This window comes from Bradyrhizobium sp. BR 1433 (genome assembly GCF_051547665.1).
Classification (GTDB): Bacteria; Pseudomonadota; Alphaproteobacteria; order Rhizobiales; family Xanthobacteraceae; genus Bradyrhizobium; species Bradyrhizobium australafricanum.
Genome location: NZ_JBPUGG010000001.1, coordinates 7,953,498 through 7,974,034, shown reverse-complemented (window position 1 = coordinate 7,974,034; position 20,537 = coordinate 7,953,498). Strand labels below are relative to the sequence as shown.

Here is a 20,537-nt window from a genome sequence, read left to right as displayed (position 1 = left end):
GCTCATCGATCCCGTAATTTCGCAGTGAGGCTCGCAAGCCCGCGATGCAGCGCGACCCGCACCGCGCCCTCGGTCATCGAGAATTTCGCCGCGGTGTCCTTGATCGAGGCGCTGTCGACCGCGATCGATTGCAGCACCTCGCGCTGCCGCGCGGGCAAAGCCTGCAGCTGGGCGCTCACCTCGCCCGGCGAGGCCGTCGGTTCCGGTGTTTCCCCGGGCAGCGTCTCGGCGAAATCATCGATGTTGACGAAGATCCGCTTGCCGCGGCGGCGCAGCGCGTCGATCAGCTTGTTGCGCGCGATCGCGAACAGCCAGGGCGCGAACGCCGCGCTGGTGTCCCAAGTCTGTCGCTTCAAATGTACCGCCAGCAAGATGTCCTGCACGATGTCCTCGGACTGATCGACCGGTTGTCCCGCGCGCGCCAGGCCGCGGCGCGCCGCAGCACGGAGTACCGGCGTGATGGCCTTGAGCAGGCGATGGTACGCCGCATCATCGCCTGAAATGGCCGACCGCATCAGGCCGGTCCATTCATCCTCACGTTCGCGCACGCAGGCTCCTGAATTGCAATTCGGCCGATCTTTCAGTTCGTTACGCGGCACGCCAGACGATCACGAATTCGTGATCTCTATTCTCCGGCAAGCCCGCGCCGAGGATCGGCCTCAAAGAATCGCTCCGGCGGGTTTCCAGACGTCACGGCTCATAACACCGATCGGTCCGACAAACATCGGTGCTGCTGCCGTCGATGGGCCACTGGGAAGAAATTGCCCAGCTTTTGCCCCCGGATGCCCGAAGATTCCCTTTTCTGCCCCGGTGTGGACACGCAGCGGGGTCTCTTTTCGCCCTTGGGCGGGCGACATGGGGAGATCATCAAAATGAAGATCAAAGCCAGCGGGCGCTTGGCATTGATGGTTGCGACAGGACTGACAGGGCTTCTTGTGTGTCTCGCGGCTCCGTTGCCGGCGCATGCGGCCGGATCGGACGCATCGGCATCGAAATCCGACAGCGCAACGACCGACAAGTCCGCCGGGCAGAGTTCGCGGCATGGCCGGCGCTCGGCACGCCACCGGTCCTCCAGGACCGCTGACAAATCCGACAGCAAGAACGCCACCAATAACGACGCCGGCAGGGTCACCTCGGCAGGCATTCCCGCTACCGTCGCCAACGCCAATGCGGAGCTGACCTCCGGCGACGACAATGCAGCGGCGACGCCGGTGAAAGCCAATGTGTTGATTGCCGCGGCCGACAAGCCCGCAGATCAGTCCGACGGTAATGTGGTCGCATCCGACCAGCTCAACGAGGTCGACCGCGCCCTGCAGCAGGAGCAGCCGGCGGAACAGCCGCAGCCGGCCCAGCCGCAGACCGCTCAACAGGAGGCATCGCCGGCGCCGCCGCCGACGGTTGCCGTGGCTGCACCCAAGCCGGCCCCGGTTCTGGCGAGCAGCGACAGCGCGAGCTGGGACCAGACCTCGCTGATCGGGAAGATCTTCATCGGGTTCGGCGCTTTGCTCACGGTGGCCTCCGCCGCGCGCATGTTCATGGCCTAGCGGAGGCGCCTGCGGTGCGGCGCGGGGGGGCGCCGCACCGCAGCCCAAAGCCTCGTTTCAGCCACTTGAAGCGCATCCCGTCAGCGGGCACATTGCCCGGCAAATCAGGCACGGGGTTTGCGTCCATGGCTACGTTCGAATTCATCATTGTCGAAAGCAAGGGACCGGTCGGCGTCATCACGCTGAACCGGCCGAAAATGCTGAATGCGCTCTCGTTCGGCGTGTTCCGCGAGATCGCCGCGGCGGTCGATGATCTCGAGGCCGACGACAAGATCGGCTGTATCCTGATCACCGGCAGCGAGAAGGCCTTCGCGGCCGGCGCCGACATCAAGGAGATGCAGCCGAAGGGCTTCATCGACATGTTCAACAGCGATTTCACCGCCATCGGCGGCGATCGCGTCGCCCGTTGCCGCAAGCCGACCATTGCCGCGGTCGCGGGCTATGCGCTCGGCGGCGGCTGCGAGCTCGCGATGATGTGCGACATCATCATCGCCACCGACACCGCCAAGTTCGGCCAGCCGGAAATCACCCTCGGCACCATTCCCGGCATCGGCGGCACGCAGCGCCTGACCCGTGCGATCGGCAAGTCGAAGGCGATGGACCTCTGCCTGACCGGGCGGATGATGGATGCGGCGGAAGCCGAACGCTCGGGCCTCGTGTCGCGGATCGTGTCGGCCGACAAGCTGCTCGAGGAGGCGCTCGCGGCAGCCGAGAAGATCGCCTCGATGTCGCGTCCGGCCGCCGCGATGGCCAAGGAAGCCATCAACCGCGCGTTCGAGACGCCGCTCGCGGAAGGCATGAATGTCGAGCGCAACCTGTTCCACTCGACCTTCGCGCTCGAGGATCGCTCCGAGGGCATGGCGGCGTTCATCGAGAAGCGCAAGCCGGTCAACAAGAACCGCTAAAGCATGATCCGGAAAAGTGCGAAGCGGTTTCCGGACAAGATCATGCGCAGACGACAGGCTAAAGCGCGATGGTCTCATCGCGCTTTAGCCCATCCGGCTCCGTTGCAAGGCCGCGGTGACGAGCGCGCGATAGGCGCGCTCGGCGAAATGCGTCGGCTTGTCGAGACCGAGCCGCGCCAGGCATTCGCGGTCGGCGGCATCGGGCGGATGCCGCATGCCCTGCCACAGCAGGCCGGCGAGTTGCAGCGGCGTGTGCTGCGCCTGCTGCAAGATCTGCAAGGCCGGAATCAGCCGCTGCTCCACATCGGTGAAGTCGCTGCCGAACGGGAATGACGGCAGCAGCCCGGCGTCGCGCGCGGGCTTCAGCGCAGCACCGATGCGCTCGGGATAATTTTCGCGATGCGCCGCGGGAATCTCGTGGCTGCGCGGCAGCTTGCCGGCGTCCTTGGCCTGCCGCATCAATTCGCCCTGGAAGCGGGAGTCCGAGACCTGCAGCATTGCGGCGATCACGTCGGCATCGGATTTCCCCCTGACGTCGGCGACGCCATATTCCGTGACAAAGATATCGCGCAGATGCCGCGGGATGGTCTCATGTCCATAGGACCAGCGGATGTTCGACTGCGCCTGCTTGCCGGACTGACGGGTCGCCTCCAGCGCCAGCACAGAACGTGCGCCCTCGAGCGCGAATGCCTGCGCCACAAAATTATACTGACCGCCGACCCCGCTCACCACCTGGCCGTTCTCGAGGCCGTCCGAGATCGCAGCGCCGAGCAGCGTCGCCATCATCGCATTGTTGACGAAGCACGCATCGACCCGGGCGCGACGCTTGCCGTCCTCGTCGCCGAAGATCTCGTTGGTGAAGGAAACCGGCATCATCTGGATTCGCGCCAGCTGCTCCGGTGCCATCTCGCGCAGCGCCCGGTAGAATGATGGCGGGCCCAGGAAGAATGCGCCGTGCAGGATCACGCCGCCGACCTCGCGCTTGAGGATGCCGGCGTCGATCAGCCCGAGGAACGCCTCGAACAGCATCTCGCTGACGCCGTAGAGACCCTTTTCGAACGACCCGGTCTCGGCCGCGGCGAGTTGCCCGGTACCGGGCGCAAGACGCTGCATGATGCCGTGGAATTGGGCGTTGTCGCGATGGCGGACCACGAGCCCCTGCGCCAGCGCGTCGCCGACCTGCCCGATGCCGATCTGCAACGTGCCGCCGTCGCGGACCAGACCGGCGGCGTGCAAGCCGATCGCATATTTGGTGTCGCTGATCGGCTCGGACGGCGGCGCGAACAGCGGGAAATCGGTCTCGGGACTGTCGAGCACCGCGGCGAATTCATCCGCCGGCAGATCGCCAGCGCCGGGCATGAACGGCAGCTCGGAATTGACCTGGCCGATCAGCTTGAACGACACCCGCCCTTGCGCACGGGCGCGCAGCACGTCGAGCGTGGTGTCGGTGTTGCAGCTCAGGCTGTAGCGCGGCGCGCCGTCGACCATGCGCTTGGCAACGAGCTGAGGCACGACATTCAGTCCGCGCGACAACAAATATGACGCCGCATGGGTGTAGTTGGCGGAAATGTAGTGCTGTTGCGCGAATGGCTGGTGCAGCCACTGCCCCGCGAGGAAGAAGAACTCGATCACCTTGATGTTGGGCGGAAGTGCGCCATGATGCAGCGCATCCGCGTAAGCGAGATCCGGATAGCCGCCGAACAGGCGATCGATCACCGGACCGATGAAACGCCGTTCGAGCAGGCTCTTCGGTTTCGGCTTTTCCAGCGTCAGCGCGGAGAACAGCGTCAGGTTGATGGAGCGGTCGGCCACTGCTCGCGCATACAGCGCGTTGACGATGTGGTTGGCCTTGCCGAGGCCGAGCGGCAGCCCGACCACCAGTTCGGTTCCGACGTCACGAATGATGTGCTCCGCGATCGCCTCGGGGTCGGAGAAGAATATCGGCATCAGCAATGGACCCGGACGAGACGGTGGATAACCGGCATCGTTGAATCGACGGCCGGCGGTTCAAACTTATACTTCATATGACCGATACGTGCGCCTGTGACGAACCGGCAACAGACAAGAACTGAAATGATGTGCAGATGTCGCGCGGCGGTTTGTCTGTGGCGGCACCGCCCCGTAAACAGGTAGATGTGTCGGCGGCGTCGGCGGGGGCGCACTGCCGGAGTTTTGGTTTGCGGGATCACATGGTTGAGCGTGCCGCGAGGGTCGGCGACGTAGCGAGGCGCGTGCTTTTGTCGGGCATCGGCCTTGGCGTGCTGGCATGTGCGCTGCTGACGGAGACCGCGGCCCGCGCCGAGAGTCTGCCGGACGCCCTGGTCAAGGCATATCAGACCAATCCGCAACTCAACGCCGAGCGGGCGCGCCAGCGTGCGACCGACGAGAACGTGCCGCAGGCGCTGGCCGGCTACCGTCCCCAGATCATCGCCGGCCTGTCGGTTGGTCTGCAAGCGGTGCGCGACCAGCTGCCCGGCAATGTGATCCAGACCGCAACGCTGAAGCCGTGGCAGATCGGCGTCACGGTGACGCAGACCCTGTTCAACGGCTTCAAGACCGCCAACAGCGTCCGCGTCGCCGAGTTGCAGGTGCAGTCCGGCCGCGAGGCGTTGCGCAATGTCGGCCAGGGTGTGCTGCTCGACGCCGTCACCGCCTACACCAACGTCCTGGCCAACCAGACCCTGGTCGAGGCGCAGCGCGCCAACGTCGCCTTCCTGAAGGAGACACGGGCAATCACCGAACGACGCCTCAATGCCGGCGACGTGACGCCGACCGATACCGCCCAGGCCGAGGCGCGGCTCAACCGCGGTCTTGCCGATCTCAACGCCGCCGAGGTCAATTACGCGATCAGCCAGGCCACCTATGCGCAGGTGGTCGGCAACGCGCCATCCCAGTTGCGTCCGGCCGAGACCATCGACCGGCTGTTGCCGCGCAGCCGCGAGGATGCGATCGCGCTCTCGCTCCGCGAGCATCCCGCCGTCACCGCGGCAGGCTTCGACGTCGACGTCGCCTCGACCTCGATTCGCGTCGCCGAGAGCAGCTTGATGCCGAATGTCTCCGTGCAGGGCAGCGTCAGCCGCAGCCGCGACACCGACACCACGCTCGGCAGCTTCGGCACCGATCAAGCCTCGGTGATCGGCCAGGTGACGCAGCCGATCTATGACGGCGGCACCGCCGCGTCGCAGACCCGGCAGACCAAGGAGGTCGCGGCGCAGAGCCGGCTGGTGCTGGATCAGGTCCGCAATCAGGCCAAGACCGCCGTCGTCAGCGCGTGGGTCGCCAATGAGGGCGCCAAGATCGCGGTATCGGCCTCCGAATCCGAGATGAAGGCCGCGGAGGTTGCGCTGGCCGGCGTGCAGAAGGAAGCCGCGGGCGGCCAGCGCACCACGGTGGACGTGCTCAACGCGCAGCAGGATCTGATCACCGCGCGGGCACGGCTGATCGGTGCGCAGCGCGACCGCGTGATCGCCTCCTACACGCTGCTCAGCGCGACCGGGCGCCTCGACGTCAAGACGCTGAACCTGAAGACGCCGGATTATCTGCCCGAGGTGCACTACCATCAGGTGCGCGACGCCTGGCACGGCCTGCGCACGCCGTCGGGACAATAGGCACTACGGAACCGTTCGCTCCGCGAACGGGCCCTTCCCGCCCGCTCTCTCCGCCGATAACCTCCGCCCCCGCCGGCAACCCATAATGCCGGCGCGCGTATGACGCGCATAACAGCCGAGCACGCAGGGAGACGTCCAATGCTGACGCGACGCGATATGATGCTGGCTTCCATCGCAGCCGGAGTGACCATGACCAGCAGCAACGCATTTTCCAAGGCAGCGCAACCATCGACCGCGGTAAACTTCGACGTGCCTGCCGGGGCGTGCGACTGCCACACTCACATCCATGGCGACCCCGAGAAATTCCCGTTCTTCGCCGGCCGCGTCTACACGCCGGAACCGGCCTCGCCGGAGGAGATGAGCGCGCTGCACAAGGCGCTGCATGTCGAGCGCGTGGTGATCGTGACGCCGAGCGTCTACGGCCCCGACAATTCGTCGACCCTGTTCGGCATCACGGCCCGCGGGCCGACCGCGCGCGGCGTCGCCGTGATCGACGACAAGACCAGCGAGAGCGATCTCGATGCCATGAACAAGGCCGGCTTCCGCGGCATCCGCCTCAACCTCGCGACCGGCGGCGTCAACGATCCGAATGTCGGCCGGCAGCGCTTCTCGGCCGCGATCGAGCGGATGAAGGCGCGCGGCTGGCATGTGCAGCTGTTCACCAGCCTCGCCATGATCTCCGCGATCAAGGACCTCGTCGCCACAGCGCCGGTGCCGGTCGTGTTCGACCATTTCGGCGGCGCCGAGGCCGCCCTCGGCACGGACCAGCCGGGATTTGCCGACCTGCTCGCGCTGGTCAAATCCGGCAAGGCCTATGTCAAGATTTCCGGCGCCTACCGCGCCTCCAAGCTCGCGCCCGATTATGCCGACGCCACGCCGCTGGCGCAGGCGCTGATCGCGGCCAATGCCGAGCGCATCGTCTGGGGCACCGACTGGCCGCATCCGGATTCGGTGACGCCGCAAGGCAAGAAGGTCACCGACGTGACGCCGCTGTTTCAGATCGACGACGGCCGCCTCCTCAACCAGCTTTCGGTCTGGGCGCCGGACGCCGCGGTCCGCAAGGCGATCCTGGTCGACAATCCGGCGCGGCTCTACGGCTTCACCTGAGGCTGTCCTTCGGCCGGCGCGAGAAGTAGGAGATCAAGACCGGCAGCGTGATCAGGATCACCAGCGGCGCCAGCATCATGCCGGTGACGACGACGATGGCGAGCGGCTTCTGCACCTGCGAGCCGATGCCCTCCGATACCGCCGCCGGCAACAGGCCGACGCCCGCCACCACGCAGGTCATCAGCACCGGACGCAGCTGCAGCTCGCCGGTGCGGATCACCGCGCGCATCCGGTCGTAGCCTTCGTCGATCAGCTGGTTGAACTGCGACAGGATGATGATGCCGTCCATCACCGCGATGCCGAACAGCGCGATGAAACCGATCGCCGCCGACACGCTGAACGGAATCCCCGAGATCAGAAGCCCGAGCACGCCGCCGAAGATCGCCATCGGGATCACGCTCATCGCGAGCATGGTGTCGACCATCGAGCCGAAATTGAAGAACAGCAGCACCGCGATCAGCGCGAGGCTGATCGGCACCACGATCGACAGCCGCCTGATCGCGTCCTGCAGGTTGCCGAACTCGCCGACCCACTCGACACGCGATCCCGGCGGCAGCTGCACCTGCTCGTCGATCTTCTGCTGCGCCTCCCGGATCGCGCTGCCGAGGTCGCGCTCGCGCACCGAGAACTTGATCGGCAAATAGCGCTCCTGCTGCTCGCGGTAGATGTAGGCCGCGCCGGAGATCAGGTTGATCGAGGCCACCTCCGAGAGCGGGATCTGCGTGATGCCGCCATTGGCGTTGGCCACCCCGATCCGCAAGTTCTGGATCGCCTCCGCGCTCTTGCGATATTCCGGCGCAAGGCGGACGATAATCGGGAAGTGCCGGTCGCTGCCGGGCTCATAGAGGTCGCCGGCGCTGTCGCCGCCGACCGCAACCCGGATCGTGGCGTTGATGTCGCCCGGTGACAGGCCATAGCGCGCGGCGCGCGCACGATCGACGTCGATCTGGATGGTCGGCTGGCCGAGCGAGGTGAACACCGCAAGATCGGTGACGCCCTGCACCGTCGACAGCACCGACTTGATCTTGTTGGCGGTGTCGGTCAGCGCCTGCAGATCATTGCCGTAGAGCTTGATCGAGTTCTCGCCCTTCACGCCGGACACCGCTTCCGACACGTTGTCCTGCAGATACTGCGAGAAATTGAATTCGACGCCCGGGAATTTCTCCTGCAACTGCGCCAGCAATTGCGCGGTCAGCACGTCCTTGTCGTGAGTATTTGGCCATTCGCTGGCCGGCTTCAGCGGCGCGAAGAATTCGGCGTTGAACAGGCCGGCCGCATCGGTGCCGTCGTCGGGACGGCCGTGCTGCGACACCACCGATACCACCTCGGGACGGCTGCGGATCAGCTTCCGCATCTCGTTGACATAGGCATTGCCCTCCTGCAGCGAGATCGTCGGCGGCAGCGTGGCGCGGATCCACAGATTACCCTCTTCGAGCTTGGGCAGGAATTCGAGGCCGAGGAAGCGCGCGAAGATAATGGTCATGACCACGAGGCCGGCCGCGCCGGCCATCACCAGCTTGCGGTTGGCGATCGCCCAGTTCAGCACCGGCAGGTAGATCGCGTCGAGCTTCTTGACGATCCAGGTCTCGGTCTCGTGGATATGCGCCGGCAGGATGATCGCGCTGAGCGCTGGCGTCACCGTGAACGTCGCCAGCAGCCCGCCGGCCAGCGCGTAAGCATAGGTGCGCGCCATCGGGCCGAAGATGTTGCCCTCGACGCCGGACAGCGTGAACAGCGGCAGGAACGCCGCGATGATGATCGCCGCGGCAAAGAAGATCGAGCGCGACACGTCGGCGGCCGCCGACAGGATCGCGTGGCTCTTCATCCCCATCACCGTGTCCTCGGAGATGTGGCTTCGCTCGTCTTCCGACAGCGCGGTGGTCTGGGACAGCCGGCGGAAGATCGCCTCCACCATGATCACGGTGGCATCGACGATCAGGCCGAAATCGATCGCGCCGACCGACAGCAGATTGGCGGATTCGCCGCGCAGCACCAGGATGATCACCGCGAAGAACAGCGCGAACGGGATCGTCGCGCCGACGATCAGCGCGCTGCGGAGGTCGCCGAGGAAGATCCACTGCAACAGCACGATCAGGAGGATGCCGACCACCATGTTGTGCAGCACGGTGTGGGTGGTGAGCTCGATCAGGTCCTTGCGGTCGTAGATCCGCTCGATCTTCACGCCGGGCGGCAGGATCGAGGAATGGTTGATGTCGTGGACCAGCTGCTCGACGCGGGAAATCGTCGGCGAGCTCTGCTCGCCGCGGCGCATCAGGACGATGCCCTGCACGATGTCGTCGTCATTGTCGAGGCCAGCGATGCCGAGCCGCGGCTTCTCGCCGATCGTGACATGGGCGATGTCGCGCACCAGCACCGGATTGCCGCCGGACTGCGAGACCATGGTGTTGGCGAGGTCGTCGATCGAGCGGATCAGGCCGACGCCGCGCACCACCGCCGATTGCGAGCCGATGTTCACGGTGTTGCCGCCGACATCGATGTTGGCGTTGGACACAGCCTGCAGCACCTGCGGCAGCGTCAGGCCGTTGGCGACCAGCTTGTTGAAGTCGACCTGGATCTCGTAGGTCTTGGTCTTGCCGCCCCAGCCGGTGACGTCGATCACGCCGGGCACCGCACGGAAGCGGCGCTGCAGCACCCAGTCCTGCAGCGTCTTGAGGTCGAGCACGCTGTAGTTCGGCGGTCCCTTCAGGCGGTAGCGGAAGATTTCGCCGATCGGGCTCAGCGGCGAGATGCCGGGCAGCACGTTGCCCGGCAGCGGCGCGAGCTGCGACAGGCGGTTGAGCACCTGTTGCAGCGCCTCGTCATAGGTGTAGTCGAAGGAGAACTGCAGCTTGACGTCGGAAAGGCCGTACAGCGAGATGGTACGGATGGTCTTGAGGTTCTTGATGCCGGCGACCTGGGTCTCGATCGGGATCGTGATGTAGCGTTCGATCTCCTCGGCCGAGAGGCCCGGGCTCTGCGTCACGATATCGACCATCGGCGGGGTCGGATCGGGATAGGCCTCGATGTTGAGCTGCTTGAACGCGAGCAGGCCGCCGATGAGGACGGCCACGAACATGGCCACCATCAAGTAGCGGCGATTGACGGCAAGGGCGACGAGGCGATCCATTCAGATCGGCGCTTTCAACTGGAAGGGAATTTTCTTATTGAGCGTGATCTCCGCGCAAACGCGTTGCGCGTTTGTCGGGAGGGAAAACCACTTCCCGCTTTTCCGGATCATGCGCTTAGGTGCCTGATGCGGCGCGGTCGATGAAGAGGCTTCCCTTCGTCACGATCTGCTCGCCCGGCTTGAGGTTGCCGGCCACCTCGACGAGGTCGCCATTGATGAGGCCGGGCTTGATCTGACGCAGCTCGATGGTCTTGTCGTCGGCCCTCGCGACCCAGAGCCGAACCTGGTCGCCCTCGTAGATCAGCGCCTGCTTCGGCACGCCGACGGCCGGGTGATCGCCCTTCGAATACAGCGTCACATTGGCGAACATCTCGGGCTTCAGCCGCTTGTCGGCGTTGTCGATGGTGGCGCGAACCAGGAGCCGGCGCGAGGTCGCGTCGATCGCCGCGGCGACATAGTTGACCCGGGCGTTCAGCGTCTTGCCCGGCAGCGCCATCACGCTGAAGGTGAGGTCCTGGCCGACGGCGACATTGTCGGCGTCGGATTCGCGGACGAAGGCGATCAGCCAGACCGTCGACAGATCGCCGATCACGTAGACCGGGTCGCTGGCACCGGTCGAGACATACTGGCCGGGACCGGCCTTGCGCTGGACCACGGTGCCGCCGATCGGCGCGAACACCGTCGTCTCCGGATTGAGGCGGCCCTTCTGGCGCAGCGTCGTGATGTCGTCGTCGCCGAAGCCGAGAATGTGCAGCTTGTTCTGCGCCGCTTCCAAAAGCGTCTGCGCCGAGCGTGCATCGTTCTGCGCTTGCACCAGCGCGGTCTGGGCCTGCTGATAATCCTTCAGCGGGATCGCCTTGCCCTCGGACAAATCCTTGGCGCGCTTCTCCTGGATCTGCGCCAGGTCGAGCGCCGACTGCGCCTTGTTGAGGCCGGTCATCGCCGCGATGTAATCGTTCTGCGCCTGCACGGTGTCGGCCGCCTCGATCACGAACAGCGGCTGGCCCTTCACCACGGCATCGCCCGGCCGCACCATGAGGCGGGTGACGCGTCCGGTATAGGGCGAGTAGACCGGGGTGGAGCGGTCCTCATCGATGCCGATCTTGCCCTCGGTCACCAGCTCGGAGCGGAAGGTGTGCTCGCTGACGGTCTGGAAGGTCAGGCTGGCCCACTCGGCCGCCGACGGCGCATAGCGCGCGCCGCCCTTGCGGGACTGGCTGGAGACTTCCGAAGATGTCTGCTTTTCTGAGCCGAAACGCGTGTAGCCATAGGCACCCGCGCAGGCAACCGCCAGCAGCGCCGCGGCCACGACCAGGCGCGGGCGGCTAAAGCTCTGCATTCTCTTGGTAAACTCTTTCACCATGCGGTCCGCGGGGTCAATCGTTGCAGCATCCGGCGGGACGGCCCCAGCGGTGCGCTAATAGTGCTGAATTGGCGTCTCAAACAACCTAAAAATCGCCCTTCGGCGATGCCTGTCGTTAAAGTTTGCATAGCCTGAACGGCAGCTGAATGTCTCATCCGGGAAACTCCGGGGCAGGAAACTCCGGAGGGTGGCTGCCGAGCGGCATGGCCGGACGGGACCAATGGGCCGGGGTCCTGGACAGCACGGCGGCATGCCGGACCGAACTCAGCGTGCCAAAGCCTGACGGCAGCCGTTCGATGAAGGGCTGCACCGCATCCGCCTTCAGGTCCTCGGTCGCAAGGCCTCCTTCGAGGCGGCCGAGATTCCACAGCCAGCGTCCGGTCTGCGCCAGCGATACCCGGACGTGCCAGCTGCCGCCTTCGCGGGCCTGGCGGGCCTTCGCCATCATCGCACCGAACGCCATGAAATATCCGGTGGCGTGGTCGAGCATCTGGGCCGGCAATTCCTTCGGCCCATCCGTGCCGGCCGCCTGTCCTTCGGCGTGATTGAAGCCGGTCGTGGTCTGTACCAGCGAGTCGAAGCCGCGGCGCTCGGCCCATGGTCCGGCATGGCCATAGGCCGACAGCGTCACATAGACGATCCCGGGATTGATCCGCGCCGCTTCCTCCGGCGAGAAGCCGAGCCGCGCGATCGCCTGCGGCCGATAGCCCTGCGAGAGAATATCGGCCTGCGCCACCAGACACTGCATCACGCCCCGCCCCTCTTCGCTCCGCAGCTCGAGGAAGCTCGTGAGCTTGCCGCGGCCGGTGTCGATGGTGAGCCAGGGGATCGCCGGCAGATCGGGACCGGAGATCAGCAGCACGTCGGCGCCCTGCGCCGCGAGGGTGCGGCCCGCGACGGGACCGGCGATCACGCGCGACAGGTCGAGCACACGGATGCCGGCCAGCGGCCGGTTGCCCGCAGGCCACGGCTTCGGCGCGGCCTCGCCGATCTTCTCGATCGAGATCAGCGGCAGTTTTGCCAGTTCTTTGGCATGCGTCGTCGCCGACCACTCGTCGTGCGAGCGCATCAAGGCGACGACGCCGCCGGCGGCGTAGGCCGCGGTCTCGAACGCCTCGCCGTCCCATTGCAGCAGCGCGGCCTGGACCTCGTCACGCTCGGCGTTGCAGCCGAGCACCTTGCAAACGGCGTCGCGATGATGCGGGAAATTGGTGTGCAGGCGGACAAAGCGGTTGTCTTTGACACGATAGACGCCGGCGATCTTGTCCCAGGCCGGCGGCGGCGGCTTGTCGTCGACGCGCAAATAGCGCTCGCTGCGGCATTCGACGACGGCATGGCGGATGTCGACCGCGACGTCCTGCTGCTCGCCGCTGCGGGCCTTCCAGATCTCGGCCGCGGCGAGGCCGGCTGCTGCGATCGGCGCCTGCGCTGCGGCTGCGACCCGAAACGACGACGGCAGCTGCGGCTCGCTGCCGGTCAATGTGACCGCATCGAGCGCGGCCGGCGCGCCGCCGGCGCCGGTCCAGACATCGGAAAGGATTTCACGAATGTCCTGCATGCGCATACCCGTTTGCGATTATCCTATGCCCGAGCATGATGACAAAAAGGCGGTGCCCGATCCCAACAATCATTTCCGGCCCTGCTTATATCCAGCTCTGCCCGACCCACACAGGAGTTGCAATGGCTGCCATCGATCCTCTCACCGCCGGCGCTGTCTTCCTCGCGACCGCAGCGACCGACGCGGTCTATGTCATGTTCACCTCGGCGGTCGTGGCGCGCAAGCGCGTGCCGGCGGCGACCTGGAGCAGCGTCTGGTATGTGCTCTCCTCCTATGCGGTGATCAGCTACACCGAAAACTGGCTCTACGTCGCCTTCGCCGCGCTCGGCTCGTGGGTCGGCGCCTACGCATCGATCACCTTCCTGCACCGCCCGCCGGGCGGACCGCCGGTCGGCGCCGCGGTGGAGTAGCATGCAGCGGCCGAGGAAGTCATCCATCGTGATGCGACATGGGGCCCGTCCGACAGGACCAGCTGTAAGCTACGTGTCAGCATTGGCGTGTAGGCTACACGTTCGCATTCGCGCGACATCAGTCGATGAACTGGTTGGATGGACAATGGCGCGTTCGCGCCGCATGAACTCGGAGAACCCATACGCCGCGGCGAATGTTGTAGGCGGGACTCGCCGTTGCAAGAGTGCATGGCAATTTGCTTCGGTGGTTAAGTCCCAGGCGTCGTCCCGGCGAAGGCCGGGACCCATACGCCGCAGCGGATGTTGTGGATGGCACTCGTCGTTCCAGCATCGCGTAACCATTTGCAACGGTGGTTATGGGTCCCGGCCTTCGCCGGGACGACGGCGAGGATGAGTCGCAATCCAAGATGTCAAACAGCGCGGTGTCATCACCCGCGCATGCGGGTTTTGAACCGAGAGGACACGTCCTCCGCTGTCGTCCCGGCGAAGACCGGGACCCATACTCCGCAGCGGGTGTTGTGAATGGGACTCGTCGTTCCGGCGTCGCGCAAGACAATTCCCATTTGTGGTTATGGGTCCTGGCTTTCGCCAGGACGACATTGCGTGTGTGGCGCGGTATGTGAGTCATACATCCGCATTCTCGCGACACGATCTATCCGAGCTTTCGTTTCGCTCGCGATAACGTGGATAGAGGATACCGTCATCCTGAGGTGCGCGCGCTTGCGCGCCTCAGGATGCACGGCCCCGCTGGCAGTCGCGCGGAGAAAGCCGGGCCGTCGCCCTTCGAGACGACCGCTCCGCGGCCTCCTCAGGGTGACGGTGAGAGAGCCGTCGCACGCGGTTCAATGGAAATCGCGGGACGGCGGCAGGATGCGGACGTTGCGCGGGTGGCGGATCTTTTGCGGCGAGTTGTCGCCGTGATCGCGGCGGTCGTCGTTGAGCGGCTCGATCAGCGCGGGGCCCGCCGGCACCGGATGCTTGCGGCTCAAGGATTTATTGGCGAGGCCGATCAGATCGTGGGAGCGATCGGTCATGCGCTGCGCCACCAGATGCGTCACGCCCTCCGGGCTGCTCTGGATATAGCCCTCGACCAGGATCAGGCGCGCGCCCATCACCTCCTTGCGGTACTGCTCCATCACCTTCGGCCACACCACGATGTTGGCGATGCCGGTCTCGTCCTCCAGTGTCATGAACACGACGCCCTTGGCGCTGCCCGGCCGCTGCCGCACCAGCACGACGCCGGCACAGCGGACGCGGCGGCGGTCGTTGCTCCGGTTGATGGTGTGACAGGCGACGACGCGCTCCTTTGTAAAGGTGTCGCGCAAAAACTCCATCGGATGGCCCTTCAGCGACAGGCGGATGGTCTGATAATCGGCGACCACCTGCTCCGGACGCGGCATCTCCGGCAGCGGCTTGGCGCCCTCATCCGGCTGCTCGCGTGCGGTGGCGGCCTCGAACAACGGCAGCGGCACGTCGTCGGGCAGCCGGCGCACCGCCCACAGCGCCTCGCGGCGGTCGAGCCCGAGCGAGCGGAACGCATCGGCGTCGGCGAGCAGGATCAGCGCGCGCTTGGGCAGGCCGGTGTCGCGCGCGAAGTCTTCCAGCGAGGTGAACGGCCGGCGGTTGCGCGCGGCAACGATGCGGTCGGCCCAGTCCGTCTCAACACCGTCATTCCGGGGATCGCGAAGCGAGAACCCGGAATCTCGAGATTCCGGGTCTGGTGCTAGCGCACCATCCCGGAATGACAGTTGAAGCTGTTTCAGCCTCTCCTCGTCCTCATCCAGCCAGTGAAATCCGTCGATCTGGCGAAAGCCGAGCCGCACCGCGCAATGATCGCCGACCTTCTCCTCGAGCGTGTTCTGCGCAAAGCTATGGGAGACATCGACTTCGCGCACCGTGACGCCGTTCTTGCGGGCGTCGCCGACGATCTGGGCCGGGGCATAGAAGCCCATCGGCTGCGAGTTGAGCAGGCCGCAGCAGAACGCATCCGGATGATGGTGCTTCAGCCATGAGGAGATGTAGACGAGTTGGGCAAAGCTCGCGGCATGGCTTTCCGGGAAGCCGTAACTGCCAAAGCCCTTGATCTGGTCGAAGCAGCTGCGGGCGAAATCCGGATCGTAGCCGCGCGCCACCATGTTGCCGACCAGCTTCTCCTCGTAGCTGCCGATCGTGCCGAGATTGCGGAAGGTCGCCATCGAGCGGCGCAGGCCGTTGGCTTCCTCCGACGTGAAATGGGCCGCCTCGATCGCGATCCGCATCGCCTGCTCCTGGAACAGCGGCACGCCGAGCGTCTTGTGCAGCACGTTGTAGAGCTCGTCCTTGTCGCCGTGGTCGGGCGCCGGCGATGGATAGCTCACCTTTTCCTGGCCGTTCCGCCGGCGCAAATAGGGATGCACCATGTCGCCCTGGATCGGCCCGGGCGCACGATCGCGACCTCGATGACGAGATCGTAGAAGGTCTGCGGCCTCAGCCGCGGCAGCATGTTCATCTGGGCGCGGCTCTCGACCTGGAACACGCCGAGCGATTCACCGCGGCACAGCATGTCGTAAACTTTCTTGTCGTCCTGCGGGACCGAAGCTAGCTCCCAGTGCTCGCCCTTGTGGTCGGCGATCAGGTCAAAACATTTGCGGATGCAGGTCAGCATGCCCAGCGCCAGTACGTCGACCTTCATCATGCTAAGGGCGTCGACGTCGTCCTTGTCCCATTCGATGAAAGTGCGGTCGTCCATCGCGGCGTTGCCGATCGGCACATAGGTGTCGAGCCGGTCCTGGGTCAGTACATAGCCGCCGACATGCTGCGAGAGATGACGCGGAAACTCGATCAGCTCGGTGGCGAGCTCGACCGCGAGGTTGATCATCGCATTTTTGGGATCGAGCCCGGCCTGTCGCACCTGCATGTCGTTGAGGCCCTTGCCCCAGCTGCCCCACACGGTGTCGGCGAGCGCCGCGGTGACGTCCTCGGTCAGCCCGAGCGCCTTGCCGACGTCACGGATCGCGCTGCGCGGGCGATAATGGATCACGGTGGCGATGATCGCGGCGCGGTGGCGGCCGTAGCGGCGGTAGACATATTGCATCACCTCCTCGCGCCGCGAATGCTCGAAATCGACGTCGATGTCGGGCGGCTCCAGCCGCTCCTTGGAGATGAAGCGCTCGAACAACAGATCGACCTTGGTCGGATCGACCGAGGTGACGCCAAGCACGAAGCAGACCGCGGAATTGGCTGCCGAGCCGCGTCCCTGGCACAGGATGTTCTGGCTGCGCGCATAGTGCACGATGTCGTGCACGGTGAGGAAGTAATGCGCGTATTTCAGCTCGGCGATCAGCGCGAGCTCCTTGTTCAGGGTGGTGCGAAGCTTTTCGTCGATCTCGCCGCCGAAATATTTGTCGACACCGGCCCAGGTCAAATCTTCCAGATGCTGCTGCGCGGTCTTGCCCGGCGGCACCGGCTCGTCGGGATACTGATATTTGAGCTGGTCGAGCGAGAAAGAGATGCGTGCAGCAAAGCGCATGGTTTCCGCGATCGCGTCCGGCAGATCGCGAAACAGCCTGATCATTTCATGCGCCGGCTTGAGATGCCGCTCGGCATTGGCCTCGAGCCTGCGGCCGACCGCCTCGATCGTGGTCTTTTCGCGGATGCAGGTCAGCACGTCCTGCAGCGGGCGGCGCGCCGGATGGTGATAGAGCACCTCGTTGGTGGCGATGAGCGGCACACCGGCGTCGGTGGCGAGGCCATGCAGCCGCGCGAGGCGGCGCCTGTCGTCGCCGCGATAGAGCAGGCTTGCGGCGAGCCAGACGCCGTCGGCGGCGCTTGCCTTCAGCTTTGCAAGCAGATCGAGCGTGCCTGCCTCCTCAAAGCGATGCGGCAGCGCCAGCACCAGGAGCTGCCCCTCGACGAAGTCGAGGAGGTCGGCGAGCTTCAGATGGCACTCGCCTTTCTCGATCCGCACGATGTCGTCGCCGCGCTTGCCGCGGGTCAGGAGCTGGCACAGCCGGCCATAGGCGGCGCGATCGCGCGGATAGACCAGGATGTCGGGCGTAGAGTCGATGAAGACGATGCGGGCGCCGATCAAAAGCTTTGGCGGATGGGCAACCTTCTCGCTGTCGAGCTCCTTCCAGGCGCGCACCACGCCGGCCAGCGTGTTGTGATCGGCGAGCCCGATCACGGGAATCCCGAGTTCGCTCGCCTGATGCACATAGGCGCGCGGATCGGAACCGCCGCGCAGGAAGGAGAAATTGCTGGTGATGCCGATCTCGGCATAATCAGGTGGAGGTGCGCTCATGCGAACAGCCCATGCACATACCAGTTGGCCGGAACGGGCTTGCCCTCCTCGTCGCGCAGCTCGCTCTCGTAGAGACCGTCGCGAAAGATCCAGAAGCGCTGGCCTTCGGCATCCTCGACGCGGAAATAATCGCGCGTCAGCGACGCGCCGTCCTGCTTCCACCATTCCATCGCGATGCGCTCGGGGCCCTCGACCCGCACCACCTCGTGCTGCGCGCGCCGCCAGGTGAATTGATGCGGCGGACCGTCGGGCACGGTCGCGAACGGCACCTTGATCGGTTCGGGCTGCTCGAATAGCCGCAAGGGACGCAGCGGTGGTTCGCTCGCAACGTGCTCCGGCCAGGCGGCGGCGCTGGCCGCGGCCAGATGATGCTGCGCCGGCAGCGCGAGCGCCGATCGTTCGGGGATGTGGCTCTCCAGCGGCAGATGCACGACGACGCGTTTTCCGCCGATGCGGGCGGCGATGCGATCGATCAGCACCGAGAGCTCGTCATTGTCGTGTATGGTGGCGTCGAGATCGCGCTGCTGCTGCACCACAATCTCGGTGCGGCCGGCGGCGAGGCGAATGAGATCGAAGCCGAAGCCGGGATCGAGCGGATCGTTCAGCGTATCGAGCCGCTCGCGGAACAGGCGATCGATCATCTCGGGCCGCGTCACCGGACGCCCGGTCTCGACCATGATCGCGCGCACCGCGCCGTCGGTGCGGAAGAAGCTCGCCTTCAGCTGCCGGGCGCCCTTGCCCTGCTTGTCCATCGCCGCAACCAGCATCTTGGCGAGGCTTGAGAGCGTCAGCGCGATCACGGTGTCGGTCGCGATCGGCTCGGGGAAACGCTTCTCGACGATGTAATCGGGCAGCGGCTTGCGCGGGCTGATCGGGGCATCGCCCTGCCCGAGCGCGTGGCCGAGCAAGGTGGTGAAGGCCGCACCGAACCGCGCCGAGATTTCATGCGGCGCGCGCGAGGCAACATCGCCGATGGTCTTCAAGCCGGCGCGGCGCAGGCCGGTGGTGACAGCGGCATTGGCACCGAGCGCCGACACCGGCAGCGGGCCGACCGCCGCCGCTTCCTCGCCATCGGCGACAATCCTGCCCGAGGCGGTGCGCGTCAGCGTACGCGCCGCGATCGAGGTGCCGGCAATCGCCGCGCTGACGGCAAAGCCGCGCCGGCTCAGCGCCCCCGTCACGGTCTGCAGCAGCACGCGCTCGCCGCCGAACAGATGCGCGCAGCCGGTGATGTCGAGAAACAACCCGTAAGGCAGATCGAGCGCGACCAGCGGCGTGAAGCGATCGCACCAGTCGGCGATGTCGTTCAGCGTCTTCAGATCGGCAGCGGGATCGGCATCATAGACCGTGAGCTCCGGACAGATCGCCCGCGCATTGGCGAGCGGCAGCCCGATCGACAGCCCGGCGCGCACCGCGGCCTCGTCGACGGCATGCAGCAGGATCGCGTTGTGGTCTTTTGTGACGACGACGCTGGGGAGTTCTGCTTTCTTCGCCTCTCCCGCTTGCGGGAGAGGGAGCCCTGCCACCTCCCGTGCATCAACTTGCGAGGCGATGTCCTGCGCGAGCTTGCGCTTGATGCGGTCGATGGGCAGGCGTGGCAGCCACAGGCTGAGGATACGCCGACGGTTCACTGAATTGGCACTCATCACATTTCCATTCCATGATCCATCGCCCGACCGGGCCATGACGATTGCGCACGAGTTCGGCCTCGAAGCGCGGCGCGCCCCACACGCTCGCGGCATTGCCCGGCGGCGAATGCGCCGCGCGCACGATCCAGCGCGTCTCCGCGGTCGAGGGGATCGGGGTTGTCGCGATCCGCAGCACCAGCGCGGTGACGCCGGAGGCCTGCGCGGCCAGGGTCAATTTGCGGCTGGCGACGAGATCGAGCTGGCGCGCCTGGCCCCAGACCTCGAGCACGACCGCGCCGAGCGCATCGCAGGCGAGCGCGTCGGCCGCGGCGCGCAGGCCGCTATCGACATCGGCAGCGCGCACCGTGACCAAGAGGCGCGGATCGAGGCCGAGCTCGGCAAGCCCGCGCATCGATAGCGCGCCGTTTTCGCGATCGGAAAAATCCTGCCGCACCCAGACCAGCGGCTTGCGTGCCGACAGCCGTCCGGCGAGCCCCGCAATGAAGCCGGTCGCCGCGCCGCCTTGATGGCCGGCCGCGAACACCTCGTGCAATGCCGCCGGCGCAAGCCCGCCGCGCAGCATCGCATCCGCGCCGGCGTGTCCGAGCGCGACTCGGTTCGGCATCGCCGCATCCGATGGCGCCTCGATGCGCGCGATGCTGCCGCGCAGAGACGCAAGCGTACCCATGCGTGCGGCGGCGCATGATCCGCCAAAGTGTGAGCGGTTTGGCGACAAGATCATGCGCCTTTCTTAAAAAAGAGGAGCGCGATCGGACGCAAAACCGGCGACCACTTTTGCTGATCGCGCTCCGGCATATGCGCCGCTCCTTCCAACCAAAATTTGAGGCCGTCACTGGTCTGAACAGAGAACCAGGGACTGGCTCATTTGTTCATGATATGTTCTAATATAAAGCTAACAGGGCCCGCAGAGTCAATCGGATTGGTGAGCTCATTGATTCATGAGTGGAATCAATGGGATCAGCAGCCGCCGAACCGGACGGGCCCTGA

The 20,537-nt window shown here is 65.7% G+C and carries 12 protein-coding genes and 1 pseudogene; 5 read left to right on the top strand and 8 right to left on the bottom strand.

What is annotated here, in order from left to right:
• Positions 1 to 2: 2 nt before the first annotated feature.
• Positions 3 to 548, bottom strand: coding sequence for a sigma-70 family RNA polymerase sigma factor (locus tag ACSKB9_RS38265; RefSeq protein WP_076833573.1), 546 nt, complete (start codon positions 546 to 548; stop codon positions 3 to 5).
• A gap of 234 nt (positions 549 to 782) precedes the next feature.
• Here ACSKB9_RS38265 and ACSKB9_RS38260 point away from each other — a divergent pair, with 234 nt between their 5' ends.
• Both ACSKB9_RS38260 and ACSKB9_RS38255 read left to right on the top strand, forming a co-directional pair.
• Positions 783 to 1,544 (top strand): hypothetical protein, encoded by a 762-nt coding sequence (locus tag ACSKB9_RS38260; protein ID WP_438079547.1) that lies wholly within the window; start codon positions 783 to 785, stop codon positions 1,542 to 1,544.
• Between the two features lie 125 nt (positions 1,545 to 1,669).
• On the top strand, positions 1,670 to 2,449 hold the full coding sequence (locus ACSKB9_RS38255; RefSeq protein ID WP_438079546.1) for an enoyl-CoA hydratase: 780 nt from the start codon (positions 1,670 to 1,672) through the stop codon (positions 2,447 to 2,449).
• 84 nt (positions 2,450 to 2,533) lie between these two features.
• Here the strand turns inward: ACSKB9_RS38255 and ACSKB9_RS38250 are convergent, their stop codons facing one another.
• Entirely contained in the window at positions 2,534 to 4,396 is a 1,863-nt protein-coding gene (locus tag ACSKB9_RS38250) for an acetyl-CoA hydrolase/transferase C-terminal domain-containing protein (protein ID WP_438079545.1), read from the bottom strand.
• A 242-nt stretch (positions 4,397 to 4,638) separates the two neighbouring features.
• On the opposite strand from ACSKB9_RS38250, the gene ACSKB9_RS38245 reads away from it, so the two are divergent.
• Both ACSKB9_RS38245 and ACSKB9_RS38240 read left to right on the top strand, forming a co-directional pair.
• Positions 4,639 to 6,057 carry a TolC family outer membrane protein gene (locus ACSKB9_RS38245; RefSeq protein ID WP_438079544.1) on the top strand — a complete coding sequence of 473 codons (1,419 nt, stop codon included), beginning with the start codon at positions 4,639 to 4,641 and terminating at the stop codon, positions 6,055 to 6,057.
• A 138-nt stretch (positions 6,058 to 6,195) separates the two neighbouring features.
• Entirely contained in the window at positions 6,196 to 7,164 is a 969-nt protein-coding gene (locus ACSKB9_RS38240; protein WP_438079543.1) for an amidohydrolase family protein, read from the top strand.
• On the opposite strand, the gene ACSKB9_RS38235 is transcribed toward ACSKB9_RS38240, so the two are convergent.
• From ACSKB9_RS38235 to ACSKB9_RS38225, 3 genes are all read right to left on the bottom strand, one after another.
• Positions 7,157 to 10,291 (bottom strand): efflux RND transporter permease subunit, encoded by a 3,135-nt coding sequence (locus ACSKB9_RS38235; protein WP_438079542.1) that lies wholly within the window; start codon positions 10,289 to 10,291, stop codon positions 7,157 to 7,159. The two genes, ACSKB9_RS38240 and ACSKB9_RS38235, sit on opposite strands and share 8 nt — an antisense overlap.
• 115 nt (positions 10,292 to 10,406) lie before the next feature.
• Positions 10,407 to 11,654: an efflux RND transporter periplasmic adaptor subunit gene (locus ACSKB9_RS38230; RefSeq protein WP_057015665.1), complete on the bottom strand. Its 1,248-nt coding sequence runs from the start codon at positions 11,652 to 11,654 to the stop codon at positions 10,407 to 10,409.
• 151 nt (positions 11,655 to 11,805) lie between these two features.
• Positions 11,806 to 13,212, bottom strand: coding sequence for a CoA transferase (locus ACSKB9_RS38225; RefSeq protein WP_438079541.1), 1,407 nt, complete (start codon positions 13,210 to 13,212; stop codon positions 11,806 to 11,808).
• A gap of 122 nt (positions 13,213 to 13,334) precedes the next feature.
• On the opposite strand from ACSKB9_RS38225, the gene ACSKB9_RS38220 reads away from it, so the two are divergent.
• Positions 13,335 to 13,622: a hypothetical protein gene (locus ACSKB9_RS38220; protein ID WP_018270628.1), complete on the top strand. Its 288-nt coding sequence runs from the start codon at positions 13,335 to 13,337 to the stop codon at positions 13,620 to 13,622.
• 842 nt (positions 13,623 to 14,464) lie between these two features.
• Here the strand turns inward: ACSKB9_RS38220 and ACSKB9_RS38215 are convergent.
• The 3 genes and pseudogenes from ACSKB9_RS38215 to ACSKB9_RS38205 form a co-directional block, all read right to left on the bottom strand.
• Positions 14,465 to 17,901, bottom strand: a pseudogene (locus tag ACSKB9_RS38215) (error-prone DNA polymerase).
• Positions 17,898 to 19,547, bottom strand: coding sequence for a Y-family DNA polymerase (locus ACSKB9_RS38210; RefSeq protein ID WP_438079540.1), 1,650 nt, complete (start codon positions 19,545 to 19,547; stop codon positions 17,898 to 17,900). The pseudogene ACSKB9_RS38215 and the gene ACSKB9_RS38210 overlap by 4 nt, the downstream one beginning before the upstream one ends.
• Positions 19,438 to 20,271, bottom strand: a complete 834-nt coding sequence (locus ACSKB9_RS38205) for an ImuA family protein (protein ID WP_438079539.1) — start codon at positions 20,269 to 20,271, stop codon at positions 19,438 to 19,440. Before ACSKB9_RS38205 ends, ACSKB9_RS38210 begins: the two co-directional genes overlap by 110 nt.
• Between the last annotated feature and the right edge of the window lie 266 nt (positions 20,272 to 20,537).

What these genes read in the sequence shown, in the direction of transcription:
- ACSKB9_RS38235 (WP_438079542.1), bottom strand. Translation starts at nt 10,291, where the DNA reads ATGGATCGCCTCGTCGCCCTTGCCGTCAATCGCCGCTACTTGATGGTG.
- ACSKB9_RS38240 (WP_438079543.1), top strand. Translation starts at nt 6,196, where the DNA reads ATGCTGACGCGACGCGATATGATGCTGGCTTCCATCGCAGCCGGAGTG.
- ACSKB9_RS38225 (WP_438079541.1), bottom strand. Translation starts at nt 13,212, where the DNA reads ATGCAGGACATTCGTGAAATCCTTTCCGATGTCTGGACCGGCGCCGGC.
- ACSKB9_RS38220 (WP_018270628.1), top strand. Translation starts at nt 13,335, where the DNA reads ATGGCTGCCATCGATCCTCTCACCGCCGGCGCTGTCTTCCTCGCGACC.
- ACSKB9_RS38210 (WP_438079540.1), bottom strand. Translation starts at nt 19,547, where the DNA reads ATGAGTGCCAATTCAGTGAACCGTCGGCGTATCCTCAGCCTGTGGCTG.
- ACSKB9_RS38230 (WP_057015665.1), bottom strand. Translation starts at nt 11,654, where the DNA reads ATGGTGAAAGAGTTTACCAAGAGAATGCAGAGCTTTAGCCGCCCGCGC.
- ACSKB9_RS38245 (WP_438079544.1), top strand. Translation starts at nt 4,639, where the DNA reads ATGGTTGAGCGTGCCGCGAGGGTCGGCGACGTAGCGAGGCGCGTGCTT.
- ACSKB9_RS38255 (WP_438079546.1), top strand. Translation starts at nt 1,670, where the DNA reads ATGGCTACGTTCGAATTCATCATTGTCGAAAGCAAGGGACCGGTCGGC.
- ACSKB9_RS38205 (WP_438079539.1), bottom strand. Translation starts at nt 20,271, where the DNA reads ATGATCTTGTCGCCAAACCGCTCACACTTTGGCGGATCATGCGCCGCC.
- ACSKB9_RS38250 (WP_438079545.1), bottom strand. Translation starts at nt 4,396, where the DNA reads ATGCCGATATTCTTCTCCGACCCCGAGGCGATCGCGGAGCACATCATT.
- ACSKB9_RS38260 (WP_438079547.1), top strand. Translation starts at nt 783, where the DNA reads ATGCCCGAAGATTCCCTTTTCTGCCCCGGTGTGGACACGCAGCGGGGT.